Origin of the sequence: Amaricoccus solimangrovi (assembly GCF_006385685.1) — a bacterium.
Classification (GTDB): domain Bacteria; phylum Pseudomonadota; class Alphaproteobacteria; order Rhodobacterales; family Rhodobacteraceae; genus Amaricoccus; species Amaricoccus solimangrovi.
The window spans coordinates 74513-87780 of the sequence record NZ_VFRP01000013.1; the positions used below are offsets into that span (position 1 = coordinate 74513).

The window sequence follows — 13268 nt, forward strand, 5'->3', positions numbered from 1 at the left end:
ATGAACCGGACCGACGCGAAGTTCAGCTTCAAGACCAGCGCGGGAAACTTCTTCGAGGACTACCGCCTCGGGCAGGTGATCCGCCACGCGGTGCCGCGCACCGCGACCGAGGGGGATCGCGCGCTCTATGCCGCGCTCTATCCGAGCCGCTTCGCCCTCTATTCCTCAGACGCCTTCGCGAAGGCCTCGGGCCTCGCCCGCGGGCCGCTCGAGGATCTGATCGGCTTCCACATCGTCTTCGGCAAGACCGTGCCGGACATCAGCCTGAACGCGGTGGCGAACCTCGGCTATGCCGAGGGACGCTTTCTCGCGCCGGTCTATCCCGGCGACACGCTGACCTCGGTCAGCGAGGTGATCGGGCTCAAGGAGAACTCGAACGGCGCGAGCGGCGTCGTCTGGGTCCGCACCACCGGCCACGACCAGACCGGCGCGGCGGTGCTGAGCTATGTGCGCTGGGTCATGGTCCGCAAGCGCGACCACGCCGCGCCCGCCCCCGAGACCGTCATCCCGAAGCTCGCCCCCGCCGTCGCGGCGGCGGATCTGGTCGTGCCGGAGGGGCTCGATTTCTCGGGCTACGATTTCGAACTCGCCGGGGCGCCGCACCGCTGGTCCGATTTCGCGGTGGGCGAGCGGATCGATCACGTCGATCAGGTCACGATCGAGGAAGCCGAGCACATGATGGCGACCCGGCTGTGGCAGAACACGTCGAAGGTGCATTTCGACGCGACGCAGCGCGAGGACGGGCGGCGGCTGATCTACGGCGGCCATGTGATCAGTCTCGCGCGGGCGCTGTCCTTCAACGGGCTCGCGAACGCGCAGATGATCGCCGCGATCAACGCGGGCGCCCATGCCAATCCCTGTTTCGCGGGAACCACCGTGCGCGCCTGGAGCGAGGTGCTCGACATGGCCGAGACCGCGAATCCGGGGGTCGGCGCGCTGCGTCTGCGCCTCGTCGCCACCACGGCCGGGACCGAGCCCTTCGGGCTCCGCGACGCGGACGGGCGCTACCGGAAGGGCGTCCTGCTCGACCTCGACTACTGGGCCTTCATTCCGAAATAGACGAAAACAGTCGTTGTGATCACAGCGCGGAAGGCTGTGATCACAAAATGAATTCGCGCTTGCTTTCGTGAAAAAAACAACGGAAACAGGGTGCGCTGGCGCCGGAAGGGCGCGGACTCAGGTCGCATCGGTTTCCCGAGCCGGAACCACGGAATTGCCCGGCTCCGACCGTTCGGAGGCCCGGATGCGACGGTAGGGAGGCCTTTGAATGGCAGACGTGAATCCCCCGAACCGGCCCCTGTCGCCATTCATGATAGGACCGGTCTACCGGCCGCAGATCACCTCGGTCATGTCGATCCTGCATCGCGTCACCGGCGTCGGGTTGACGCTCGCCGCGATCCTCGTGGTCTGGTGGTTCCTGGCGCTGGGCGCGGGCCCCGCCGATTTCGCGCGGGTCGACGGGTTCCTCACCTCCTGGTTCGGCGGGCTCATCCTCATCGGCTCGCTCGCCGCCTTCTGGTACCATTTCTGCAACGGCATCCGGCACCTCTTCTGGGACGCGGGCTACGGGTTCGACCTTCCCACGGTGCACAAGTCCGGCAAGGCCGTGATCGCCGCGACGGCGATCCTGACCGTCCTCACCCTGATCCTGGCCTTCTGAGGGAGCGCGAGATGGATTTCCGTACCGATCGGCAGCGCGTGGAAGGGCTCGGCTCCGCGCATGAGGGGGTGGGGCACTGGTGGAGCCAGCGCATCACCTCGATCGCGCTGGTGCCGCTGACGCTGCTCTTCATCTTCCCCTTCGCGCGGCACCTCGGCCAGGACTACGCGGCGGTCCGCGCCGCCTATGCCAATCCGTTCAACGCGATCGTCGCGCTGCTTCTCATCGTCACCGTGTTTCTCCACCTGTGGCAGGGGCTGCAGGTCGTGATCGAGGATTACGTCCAGGGCAAGCCGGCGCGCACCGCGCTGCTGCTCGCCAACACGCTGTTCTGCTGGGCCATGGGGCTCGTCGGCGTTTTCGCCGTTGCCCGGATCGTTTTCGCCGGCTGAAAGGACGCTTGAATGTCTGCCTATACGTTCATCGACCATACCTATGACGTCGTGGTGGTCGGCGCCGGCGGTTCCGGGCTTCGCGCGACCCTCGGCATGGCGGAGCAGGGACTGAGAACCGCCTGCGTCACCAAGGTGTTCCCGACGCGCTCCCACACCGTCGCCGCCCAGGGCGGCATCGCCGCCTCGCTCGGCAACATGGGGCCCGACAGCTGGCAGTGGCACATGTACGACACCGTGAAGGGGTCGGACTGGCTCGGCGACACCGATGCGATGGAATATCTCGCGCGCTCCGCCCCGGCCGCGGTCTACGAGCTCGAACATTACGGCGTGCCCTTCTCCCGCACCGAGTCGGGCAAGATCTACCAGCGCCCCTTCGGCGGCCACACCACCGAATTCGGCGAGGGTCCGCCGGTGCAGCGCACCTGCGCCGCCGCCGACCGTACCGGACACGCGATCCTGCACACGCTCTATGGCCGGTCGCTGAAGGAGAAGGCGGAGTTCTACATCGAGTACTTCGCCATCGACCTCATCATGGCCGAGGACGGATCCTGCCAGGGCGTGCTGGCCTGGAAGCTCGACGACGGCACGCTGCACCGGTTCAACGCGAAGATGGTGGTGCTCGCCACCGGCGGCTATGGCCGCGCCTATTTCTCCGCGACCTCGGCCCATACCTGCACCGGCGACGGCGGCGGCATGGTCGCGCGCCAGGGGCTGCCGCTCCAGGACATGGAATTCGTGCAGTTCCATCCGACCGGCATCTACGGCTCCGGCTGCCTCATCACCGAGGGCGCGCGCGGCGAGGGCGGCTATCTCACCAATTCCGAGGGCGAGCGGTTCATGGAACGCTACGCGCCCACCTACAAGGATCTCGCCTCGCGCGACGTCGTCTCGCGCTGCATGACGATCGAGATCCGCGAGGGGCGGGGCGTCGGGCCGAACAAGGACCACATCTACCTCAACCTCAACCACCTGCCGCCCGAGGCGCTGCACGAGCGGCTGCCGGGCATCTCGGAATCGGCGAAGATCTTCGCCGGCGTCGACGTGACCAAGGCGCCGATCCCGGTGCTGCCGACCGTGCATTACAACATGGGCGGCATCCCGACGAACTACTGGGGCGAGGTGCTGAACCCGACCGCCGAGAACCCCGACGCGATCCTGCCCGGGCTGATGGCGGTGGGCGAGGCGGGCTGCGCCTCCGTTCACGGCGCGAACCGGCTCGGCTCGAACAGCCTGATCGACCTCGTGGTCTTCGGCCGCGCCGCCGCGATCAGGGCGGGCGAGGTGGTGAATCCGAAGGAGCCGAACCGGCCGCTGAACCCGGCCTCCGTCGAGAAGGCGGTCTCCCGCTTCGACGCGCTTCGCGACGCCGCCGGCGACATCGCGACGGCGGAGCTGCGCGACACGATGCAGCGGACGATGCAGTCCGACGCGGCGGTGTTCCGCACCGACAAGTCGCTGGCCGAGGGTGTGGAGAAGATGAAGGCCGTGGCCGACCAGATGGCGCGGATCAAGGTCACCGACCGCTCGCTCATCTGGAACTCCGACCTGATGGAGACGCTGGAACTCACCAACCTGATGCCGAACGCGCTCGCGACCATCGTCGCGGCCGAGGCGCGCAAGGAGAGCCGGGGCGCCCACGCGCACGAGGATTATCCGGACCGCGACGACGCGAACTGGCGCAAGCACAGCCTCGCGGTCGTCGGCGAGGACAATTCGGTGACGCTGGCCTACCGGCCCGTCCATCTCGATCCGCTGACGGCCCATGACGAGGGCGGCATCGACCTGAAGAAGATCGCGCCCAAGGCGCGCGTGTACTGAGGGAGGCTCCGATGGCAGAGTTCAAGCTTCCGAAGAACAGCCAGGTCACGATCGGCAAGTCGTGGCCCCGGCCCGAAGGCGCCAGCAACGTGCGCGCGTTCAAGATCTACCGCTACGACCCGGACACCGGACAGAACCCCCGGATCGACACCTATTTCGTCGACATGGACAGCTGCGGTCCGATGGTTCTCGACGCGCTGATCAAGATCAAGAACGAGATCGACCCGACGCTGACCTTCCGCCGCTCCTGCCGCGAGGGGATCTGCGGCTCCTGCGCGATGAACATCGACGGGATCAACCGGCTCGCCTGCATCTGGGGCATGGACGAGATCAAGGGCGACGTGAAGATCTATCCGCTGCCGCACATGCCGGTGGTGAAGGACCTCGTCACCGACCTCACGCATTTCTACGCGCAGCACGCCTCGATCATGCCCTGGCTCGAGACGAAGACCAACGAGCCGGCGGGCGAGTGGAAGCAGTCGATCGAGGATCGCCGCAAGCTCGACGGCCTCTACGAATGCGTGATGTGCGCCTGCTGCTCGACCTCCTGCCCGAGCTACTGGTGGAACGGCGACCGCTATCTCGGCCCGGCCGCGCTGCTGCACGCCTATCGCTGGATCATCGATTCCCGCGACGAGGCGACGGGCGAGCGGCTCGACGAGCTCGAGGATCCGTTCAAGCTCTATCGCTGCCACACGATCATGAACTGCGCCCAGACCTGCCCGAAGGGGCTGAACCCGGCGAAGGCGATCGCCTCGATCAAGCAGCTGATGGTCGAACGCCGCCTCTGACGCGCACGCGCCTCGCATGGCGGAAAGGCCCGATCCGGCGGATCGGGCCTTTCCTCTTTTCGGGTGGCGGCGCGCCCGCCGCCGCCCGCTTACGGGTTGCTCTGCTGCGGCGCCGGGGCGGGGCTCATCGGGCTCGGCGCCTCCGAGGCCGGCGGCTCGGCGCCCGGCGTCGTCGGATTCTCGACCGCGGGCGCGGTCGGCTCGGGCGCGGTCATCGGCGCCGTGGTCGCCGCGGGCTCGGCCGGCGGCGGCGCGGTTTCCGCGCCGAAGAGGCCCGCCATCCAGGCGATCACCAGAAGAACGATCACCGCCGCGGCGATCCAGACCCATCTGCTCATGCTGCTTCCTCCGCGCGCCGGGGTAACCTTGGGGCTGCGATATTCAACCATGTTCCGATCCTCTTTCTCGCCGGCATCAGCGACCCATCGGGGTCAGCGTCTCGATCGGCCGCGCCTCCTCGGGCGGCGTCACGGGCTGCTCGGCGTAGCGCGCCGGATCCACGCGGTCGGCATGGGCTTCCGGATGACGCATGATCTCCTCGACCTTCGGCACGTCGGTCTCCTCCACCGTGACCGAGACGACAAAATCGCCGCGTCGGATGGCGTCCTGATAGAGACGGGTGTCGGCCTCGGGCAGATCGAGCTCGCTCAGGACCGAGTCGTAGATCCCGAGATCCGCCGCGTCGTCGATCCCCGCCACCCGGTCGGGGATCACGTGGATGCGCGCGTTCGCCAGTCCTTCGTTCCGGAGCGCCTCGCGCACCAGATCCGCGCTCGCGAATCTTCGATAGAGCGCGGTGACATTCTGCTCCCTGAGCATTTTCTCCTCCTGCGGGGTCGATGCCATATGCACAAGAAATGCGCCGCGTGGCGTCGGGTTCCGGGGAGGGAGGGGGCAGCGACTTTTCGCCGCCCCCGGGGGCGCGCGCTCAGGCGGCGGCGCGGCCCTCGCGGTCCACCAGGGCGACGATGTCGAGCATGATCCGGTTCAGCTCGAAATCCTTCGGCGTGTAGACGCGGGCCACGCCCTCGCCGCGCAGCGTCTCGGCGTCGGTCTCGGGAATGATGCCGCCGACCACGAGCGGCACGTCGTCGAGCCCCGCGGCCCTCATCCGCGAGAGCACCTCGCCGACCAGCGGCAGATGGCTGCCGGAGAGGATCGAGAGGCCGATCACATGCACGGATTCCTCGAGCGCGGCGTTCACGATCTGCGCGGGGGTGAGCCGGATGCCCTCGTAGAGCACTTCCATGCCGGAATCGCGCGCGCGCACGGCGATCTGCTCGGCGCCGTTGGAATGGCCATCGAGCCCGGGCTTGCCAACGAGGAACTTGATCCGGCGGCCGAGCCGCGTGCTCGCCGCCTCCACCGCCGCGCGCACCTCCGTCAGGTTGCCGGCGGGCGCCGAGGCGGCCTTGCCGACGCCGGTGGGCGCGCGGTACTCGCCGAAGACCTCGCGCATCGCCGCCCCCCATTCGCCGGTGGTGACGCCGGCCTTCGCCGCGGCGATCGAGGGGGGCATGATGTTCTCGCCCGCCCGCGCCGCGGCCTTGAGCGCCGCGATCGCCGCCTCGGCGGCGGCGGAGTCGCGGCTCTCGCGCCAGGCCGCGAGCCGCGCGATCTGGTCCGCCTCCACCGCCGGATCGACGACGAGGATGCCGCCCTCGCCCGCGGTCAGCGGGCTCGACTCACCCTCGGCGTATCGATTCACGCCGACGACGACCGTCTCGCCCGCCTCGATCCGGCCGAGCCGGGCGGTATTGGCGGCGACGAGCTGCGACTTCATGTAGTCGATCGCCGCGACCGCGCCGCCCATCTCGTCGATCCGCGCGAGCTCCGCGCGGGCGCCGGCCTTCAGCGCCTCGACCTTGGCATCGACCGCCGGGTTGCCGTCGAAGAGGTCGCCGTATTCGAGCAGGTCGGTCTCGTAGGCCATGATCTGCTGCATCCGGAGCGACCATTGCTGGTCCCAGGGCCGGGGCAGGCCCAGCGCCTCGTTCCAGGCCGGAAGCTGCACCGCGCGGGCGCGCGCCTTCTTCGAGAGGACGACGGCCAGCATCTCGATCAGGATGCGGTAGACGTTGTTCTCCGGCTGCTGCTCGGTCAGGCCGAGCGAATTCACCTGCACGCCGTAGCGGAAGCGGCGCAGCTTCGGATCCGCGACGCCGTAGCGCGTCTCGGTGATCTCGTCCCAGAGATCGACGAAGGCGCGCATCTTGCACATCTCGGTCACGAAGCGGATGCCCGCGTTGACGAAGAAGGAGATGCGGCTGACGACCTTCGGGAAGTCCTCGGCCGGAACCTGATCCCGCACCTGGTCGAGCACCGCGCAGGCGGTGGCGAGCGCGTAGGCGAGTTCCTGCTCCGGCGTCGCCCCCGCCTCCTGCAGGTGGTAGGAGCAGACGTTCATCGGGTTCCACTTCGGCACGTCGTGGTAGCAGAACTCGGCGATGTCGGCGATCAGCTTCAGGCTCGGCGCGGGCGGGAAGACATAGGTGCCGCGCGAGAGATATTCCTTGATGATGTCGTTCTGCACCGTGCCCTGGAGCTTCGTGACGTCGGCGCCCTGCTCCTCGGCGACCGAGACATAGAGCGCGAGCAGCCAGCCGGCGGTCGCGTTGATCGTCATCGAGGTGTTCATCACCTCGAGCGGGATCTGGTCGAAGAGCGCGCGCATGTCGCCGATATGGCTCACGGGCACGCCGACCTTGCCGACCTCGCCCCGCGAGAGCACGTGGTCGCTGTCGTAGCCGGTCTGCGTCGGCAGGTCGAAGGCCACGGACAGGCCGGTCTGGCCCCGGGCGAGATTCTGGCGATAGAGCGCGTTCGACTTCTCGGCGGTCGAGTGTCCGGCATAGGTCCGGAACAGCCAAGGCTTGTCGCGGTGCGTTTCGGTCATGCGATTCCCCTGCGCGGATACCCCCGCTTTGCTGCGGCGCAGGATACGCGGGGGGCGAAAGCGCGCGCAAGAAGATTTCGTGACGGAAGTCCCTGAGGAAAGGTTGTTTGCGACCAATGTAGGGCGCGGAGGGGCGGCCGGACCGGCCGGCCGCCCGGGATTGTCAGCGCGGCTCGTCCATCAGCCCCTTCACGATCGCATAGCAGGCGAGCAGCAGCACGAGGGTGAAGGGAAAGCCGGTCGAGACCGCCATCGCCTGGAGCGCGGTCAGGCCGCCGCCGAGCAGGAGCGCGATCGCGACGAGCCCCTCGAACGTGGCCCAGAACACGCGCTGCGGCACCGGCGCGTCGATCTTGCCGCCCGCGGTGATCGTGTCGATCACGAGCGAGCCGCTGTCCGACGAGGTGACGAAGAAGACGATGACGAGCACGATGCCGATGAAGGACGAGATCGAGGCGAGCGGCAGCGCGTCGAGCATCGCGAAGAGCTTGAGTTCGAGCGGCGCGTCGCTCACCGCCTGATAGCCGTCGTTGACGATCTGCCCGACCGCGGTGCCGCCGAAGGCCGTCATCCAGAGCACCGAGACCGCGGACGGGATCAGCAGCACGCAGACGATGAACTCGCGCACCGTGCGGCCCCGGCTCACGCGGGCGATGAACATGCCGACGAAGGGCGACCAGGAGATCCACCACGCCCAGTAGAAGGCGGTCCAGCCCTCGCGGAAGTTGTTGTCGTCCCGGCCGAACGGGTTCGCAAGCGCGGGCAGGTATTCGAGATAGCCCGCCATGTTGCGGAAGAAGCCGGTCAGGATCGCGAGCGTCGGCCCCGCGAGGATCACGAAGAGCAGCAGGGCCGCGGCGAGCACCATGTTGATCTCCGAGAGCCGCCGCACGCCGGCGTCGAGCCCCGCGACCACGCTGCCGAGGGCGACGGCGGTGATCCCGAGGATGAGCAGGATCATCGTCGTGTCGTTGACCGGCACGCCGAACAGGAAGTGCAGCCCCGCGTCCGCCTGCTGCGCCCCGAAGCCGAGCGAGGTGGCGAGGCCGAAGAGCGTCGCGAAGACGGCGAGGCAGTCGATCACATGCCCGACCCAGCCCCAGATCCGCTCGCCGAAGATCGGATAGAAGATCGAGCGCATCGTCAGCGGCAGCCCCTTGTTGAAGCTGAAGATCGCGAGCGCCAGCGCCACGATCGCGTAGATCGCCCAGGGGTGCAGGCTCCAGTGGAAGATCGTCGCCGCCATCGCGAGCCGCCGCGCCTCCGTCGCGTCGCCCGCCGCGCCCCCGAGCGGCGCCCAGTCGGTCCGCGCGCTGTTTTCCATCACCACGCCCCCGAGCGAGGAGTCGAAATGCGAGATCGGCTCGGCCACGCCGTAGAACATGAGCCCGATGCCCATCCCGGCCGCGAACAGCATCGCGAACCAGGCGGAATAGGTGAAATCGGGCGTCGCGTCCCGCCCGCCGATCCGCACCCGCCCGAGCGGCGTCACGATGAGCGCGAGGCAGAGCAGGACGAAGACATTCGCCGCGAGCAGGAAGAAGGCGTCGAAGGTCGCGGTCAGCCAGTCGCGCAGCGCTTCGAAGAGCGGGCCGACGCTGTCCTGGAAGGCCAGCGTCAGGATCACGAAGGCCACGATCGTCAGCCCGGAGATCAGGAAGACGGGGTTGTGGATGTCGAGGTCGAAGGGTCCGATCCTCGGCTGGATGTTGTGCTGTCCGATCTGGTAGTCGGTGTCGATGATGTTCGCCGGGCCCTCGGGCGCCGGAATCGCCGTCGTTTCGGTTTCGTCGGTCATGGAGTCGCTCCTTCGGGACCGGTTCAGCGGACGATCAGCACCGACACGTCGGCGTGGCTGGCGACGCGCCCGCCGTTCGACGGCCAGATGTGATCGGCGACGTTGGGGATGTGGGAGGCCATCACGACGAGGTCGGATCCCGTCTCCCCGATCGCGCCTAGGAGCTTCTTCTCGAGATCCACCGCCGGATCGTGGCTGAGGATCGCCCGGGTCGTCGTCTCGATTCCGCGCCGGGCCGCCTCGGCTTCGCCGAAGGCCGCGAGCGCCTGTGCGAATTCCCTCGGATTGTGGCCCATGGGACCGGGCGCGTTCGAAGTCACCGCGACATAACAGACAGGTATCTTGTAATGGAGCGCAAGATCAGCCCCGGTATCGAGGGCCTTGCCGATTTTGTCCTTGTGGGCGAGATCGACCGGAATCATGATCTTTCGGTACATGTCAGGTCCTTCCGTTTTCCGCCGGAGTGTCCGGCTTTCATGGCCTCTCGGTTTCGTGTGTACCCCGGCATACTGGGCGATGGAGAAGGGCGGTGTCCACCCCGGCCCGGCGGCTTTCCACCGCCCGGGGTGATTTCGCCGCGGCGCAGCGCGCTGGCGCGGATGCGACCAAAGCAGCATCATACAAGGGTGGAATCCGCCGCGCAAAGCGGTTGCCTGCGCCGTCGGATAATGTAATGCATCAATGCGACGATCTGACGAAAGAATCTTGCGCGGCGATTTGTCCGAAACGCCCTGCGGGCAGGAGGTAAGAGAAGATGGCACCCCTTGAAGCGATGGTTGCGCAGCCGGAATATGATGCGCCGCGAAAGGAACTCTACGAGGTCGGGGAGATCCCGCCGCTCGGCCATGTCCCGAAGCAGATGTATGCCTGGGCGATCCGGCGCGAGCGCCATGGCGAGCCGGACAAGTCCTTCCAGGTGGAGGTCGTCGACACGCCGACGCTCGATTCCAACGAGGTGCTGGTCTTCGTCATGGCCGCGGGCGTCAACTACAACGGCGTCTGGGCCGGGCTCGGCGTTCCGATCAGCCCGTTCGACGTGCACAAGGCGCCCTATCACATCGCGGGCTCCGACGCCTCGGGCATCGTCTGGGCGGTCGGCGACAAGGTGAAGCGCTGGAAGGTCGGCGACGAGGTCGTGATCCACTGCAACCAGGACGACGGCGACGACGAGCATTGCAACGGCGGCGATCCGATGTTCTCGCCCAGCCAGCGGATCTGGGGCTACGAGACGCCGGACGGCAGCTTCGCGCAGTTCACCAACGTCCAGAGCCAGCAGCTGATGCCGCGGCCCCAGCACCTGACCTGGGAGGAATCCGCCTGCTACACGCTGACGCTCGCGACGGCCTACCGGATGCTGTTCGGCCATTCGCCGCATGAACTGCGTCCCGGCCAGAACGTGCTGATCTGGGGCGCCTCCGGCGGGCTCGGCTCCTTCGCGATCCAGCTCGCCAATACCGCCGGCGCCAATGCGATCGCGGTGATCTCCGAGGAGAACAAGCGCGACTTCGTGCTGTCGCTGGGCGCCAAGGGGGTGATCAACCGCAAGGAGTTCAAGTGCTGGGGGCAGATGCCCACCGTCAACACGCCCGAATACAAGGAGTGGCTCGGCGAGGCGCGCAAGTTCGGCAAGGCGATCTGGGACATCGTCGGCAAGGGCGTGAACGTCGACATGGTGTTCGAGCATCCCGGCGAGGCGACCTTCCCGGTCTCGGTCCTGATGGTGAAGAAGGGCGGCATCGTCGTGATCTGCGCCGGCACTACCGGCTACAACCTGACGATGGACGCGCGCTATCTCTGGATGCACCAGAAGCGCGTCCAGGGCAGCCACTTCGCCAACCTCAAGCAGGCGAGCGCGGCGAATCAGCTGGTGATCGAGCGGCGGATCGACCCCTGCATGTCGGAGGTCTTTCCCTGGGCCGAGATCCCGGCCGCCCATGTGAAGATGCGCCGCAACGAGCACAAGCCGGGCAACATGGCCGTCCTCGTCAGCGCGCCGCGCACCGGGCTCAGGACCTTCGCCGACGCGATCGAGGCGAGCCGGGGGAACTGACGCCCCGCGGCTGAGTGATCGGAAGCCGGCTCAACCTCGGGTTTTTCCGCCTGAGGTTGAGCCATTTCCAATTGAATCAGTACTTTAACAACGCCGCCCCCCGCGATTTCGGAGGGAGCAATACTGGTGAATTCAGCGCCTCCCATAAGTCTGCTATTAACTTTCTCGCGCGGCCGGTCGGCGCTGAGGAGTTCCAATCATGAAGGCCTACTGGGTCATTGATATTCTAAGGGATATCAGGCAGTTTTCGGAAAAGAGCGGCATGTTCGAGCTGGCGGAGCAGCTTGACGACGCCATTTTCGTGGCTGCCAGCGAGATCGCCCAGACGCTCGATGGCTCGGGAACAGGCGAAGGTGCACCGGGAAAAACTGGAACTTACCCTGGAGCGGCTGGGGACCACGACCTCCATTGACGATCTCCAGGTCTGGGCCCACGAGCTGCGCGACCAGCTCGCGGTGAGCCATGTGATCTATCACACCGCCAATCTGAGGGGAGAGCAGGTCGGCGCCTTCACCTACGGGATCGACTGGGTGAGGCATTACATCGCGAAGAACTACCGCGCGATCGACCCGGTCGTGCTCGGCGCGCTGAAACGCTTTCATCCGATGGACTGGAAGTCGCTCGACTGGTCGGGCGCGCAGGCGCGGGCGATGATGCGCGAGGCGACGGCGGCGGGGCTCGGCAACCAGGGCTGGTCGGTGCCGATCTGGGGGCCGTCCGGCGAGTTCGCGATGTTCTCGGTCAACCATCACGCGACCGATGCCGAGTGGGAAGCCTATACCCGCGACCATGCCAAGGACATCCTGCTGATCGCGCATCTGGTGCATCAGCGGGCGCGGCGGATCATCAGCGGCGAGGGCGAGCCACCCTCCGCCGAGCTGTCGCCCCGGGAGCGCGAGGTGCTGGCGCGGCTCAGCTTCGGAGAAAGCCGGGCGCGCGTCGCGGACGGCCTCCACATTTCCGAGAACACGCTCCGCGCCTATATCGATTCGGCGCGCCACAAGCTCGGCGCGATGAACGTGACCCATGCCGTGGCGCTTGCCACCGCGCGGGGGATCATCGTTCCGAACGGCGCGTTGCCGAAATACTGAGGCGCCGCGCGCTCGGCCTTTCTTAAGTCGGCTCATCGAACCGTGTCCCCACGTTCAGGTCGTGGAGGTCGCAATGATCCGTTTCGTTTACGCCGAAGATCTTCGCGCGTTTCCCGTACTCGCCGAAAGCATGTTCCGGGACCGCGCCGAACAGTTCGGGGCGCGGCTCGGCTGGGATGTCGATATCAACGAATACGGCTGGGAGCGCGACGAATACGACGCGCTGAACCCGCTCTACATCATCTGGCAGGACGCGCGCGGCCGGCACGGGGGCTCGATGCGGGTGATGCCGACGCTCGGACGCACGATGATCAACGAGCATTTCACCCATCTGACCGGCGGCGTCGCGATCCAGAGTCCGCTGATCTGGGAATGCACCCGCTTCTGCCTCGCGCCGGGCGCCCCGGGCCGGGTCGCGGCGGGCCTCCTGATGGCCGGGCTCGAGATGGGGCTGCGTTTCGGCCTCGACCAGGCGCTGGGCGTCTTCGACGCGCGGATGCCGCGGATCTACGGCCGGCTCGGCCACAGCCCCGACGTGATCGGCTCGGAAGGCGCGGGGCGCGACGCGGTGAGCGTCGGCCTCTGGCGGATCACGGAGGAGGCGCTCGCCGAGATCGGGCGGCGCTCCGGCATCCGGCCGGACGAGGTCGCGGCCTGGTTCGATGCCTCCTTCTCCGCCCCCGCGCTGCCCGAGGCGCGGGTCGCCTGACCCGCGGGACGGGCATCTGTCCGCTATCCGGGGCGGAGTCGGGGCGGACAGATGTCCGCC

The 13268-nt window shown here is 67.4% G+C and carries 14 protein-coding genes; 9 read left to right on the top strand and 5 right to left on the bottom strand.

Features of this window, described 5'->3' with window-relative positions; genetic code table 11:
- The 5 genes from FJM51_RS13865 to FJM51_RS13885 all read left to right on the top strand — a co-directional run bounded on the left by FJM51_RS13865 (window position 1) and on the right by FJM51_RS13885 (window position 4664).
- Window positions 1-1059: a MaoC family dehydratase gene (locus tag FJM51_RS13865; protein WP_140454727.1), complete on the top strand. Its 1059-nt coding sequence runs from the start codon at window positions 1-3 to the stop codon at window positions 1057-1059.
- Window positions 1060-1267: 208 nt separating this feature from the next.
- Window positions 1268-1660: a succinate dehydrogenase, cytochrome b556 subunit gene (gene sdhC / locus FJM51_RS13870; RefSeq protein ID WP_140454728.1), complete on the top strand. Its 393-nt coding sequence runs from the start codon at window positions 1268-1270 to the stop codon at window positions 1658-1660.
- A gap of 11 nt (window positions 1661-1671) precedes the next feature.
- Window positions 1672-2052: a succinate dehydrogenase, hydrophobic membrane anchor protein gene (gene sdhD / locus FJM51_RS13875; protein WP_140454729.1), complete on the top strand. Its 381-nt coding sequence runs from the start codon at window positions 1672-1674 to the stop codon at window positions 2050-2052.
- A 12-nt stretch (window positions 2053-2064) separates the two neighbouring features.
- A complete protein-coding gene (sdhA, locus tag FJM51_RS13880; RefSeq protein WP_140454730.1) occupies window positions 2065-3873 on the top strand; it encodes a succinate dehydrogenase flavoprotein subunit in 1809 nt (602 codons plus the stop codon).
- Between the two features lie 11 nt (window positions 3874-3884).
- Window positions 3885-4664: a succinate dehydrogenase iron-sulfur subunit gene (locus FJM51_RS13885; protein ID WP_140454731.1), complete on the top strand. Its 780-nt coding sequence runs from the start codon at window positions 3885-3887 to the stop codon at window positions 4662-4664.
- An 89-nt stretch (window positions 4665-4753) separates the two neighbouring features.
- Here FJM51_RS13885 and FJM51_RS13890 read toward each other — a convergent pair whose 3' ends face one another.
- The 5 genes from FJM51_RS13890 to FJM51_RS13910 all read right to left on the bottom strand — a co-directional run bounded on the left by FJM51_RS13890 (window position 4754) and on the right by FJM51_RS13910 (window position 9795).
- On the bottom strand, window positions 4754-5002 hold the full coding sequence (locus FJM51_RS13890; RefSeq protein ID WP_140454732.1) for a dynamin: 249 nt from the start codon (window positions 5000-5002) through the stop codon (window positions 4754-4756).
- 76 nt (window positions 5003-5078) lie between these two features.
- Window positions 5079-5483, bottom strand: coding sequence for a hypothetical protein (locus FJM51_RS13895; RefSeq protein ID WP_140454733.1), 405 nt, complete (start codon window positions 5481-5483; stop codon window positions 5079-5081).
- A 109-nt stretch (window positions 5484-5592) separates the two neighbouring features.
- On the bottom strand, window positions 5593-7560 hold the full coding sequence (locus FJM51_RS13900; protein WP_140454734.1) for a protein meaA: 1968 nt from the start codon (window positions 7558-7560) through the stop codon (window positions 5593-5595).
- 163 nt (window positions 7561-7723) lie between these two features.
- Window positions 7724-9358 carry a BCCT family transporter gene (locus FJM51_RS13905; RefSeq protein ID WP_140454735.1) on the bottom strand — a complete coding sequence of 545 codons (1635 nt, stop codon included), beginning with the start codon at window positions 9356-9358 and terminating at the stop codon, window positions 7724-7726.
- A gap of 23 nt (window positions 9359-9381) precedes the next feature.
- Entirely contained in the window at window positions 9382-9795 is a 414-nt protein-coding gene (locus tag FJM51_RS13910; RefSeq protein WP_140454736.1) for a universal stress protein, read from the bottom strand.
- Between the two features lie 317 nt (window positions 9796-10112).
- Here FJM51_RS13910 and ccrA point away from each other — a divergent pair, with 317 nt between their 5' ends.
- From ccrA to FJM51_RS13930, 4 genes are all read left to right on the top strand, one after another.
- Window positions 10113-11408, top strand: coding sequence for a crotonyl-CoA carboxylase/reductase (gene ccrA / locus FJM51_RS13915; RefSeq protein WP_233713128.1), 1296 nt, complete (start codon window positions 10113-10115; stop codon window positions 11406-11408).
- Between the two features lie 199 nt (window positions 11409-11607).
- Window positions 11608-11820, top strand: a complete 213-nt coding sequence (locus FJM51_RS13920; protein ID WP_140454737.1) for a hypothetical protein — start codon at window positions 11608-11610, stop codon at window positions 11818-11820.
- The gene (locus FJM51_RS13925) at window positions 11762-12499 is read left to right on the top strand and encodes a helix-turn-helix transcriptional regulator (protein WP_233713129.1); all 738 of its coding nucleotides are present in this window, start codon (window positions 11762-11764) and stop codon (window positions 12497-12499) included. Before FJM51_RS13920 ends, FJM51_RS13925 begins: the two co-directional genes overlap by 59 nt.
- A gap of 73 nt (window positions 12500-12572) precedes the next feature.
- Window positions 12573-13208 carry an acyl-homoserine-lactone synthase gene (locus FJM51_RS13930; protein ID WP_140454739.1) on the top strand — a complete coding sequence of 212 codons (636 nt, stop codon included), beginning with the start codon at window positions 12573-12575 and terminating at the stop codon, window positions 13206-13208.
- Window positions 13209-13268: the final 60 nt, after the last annotated feature.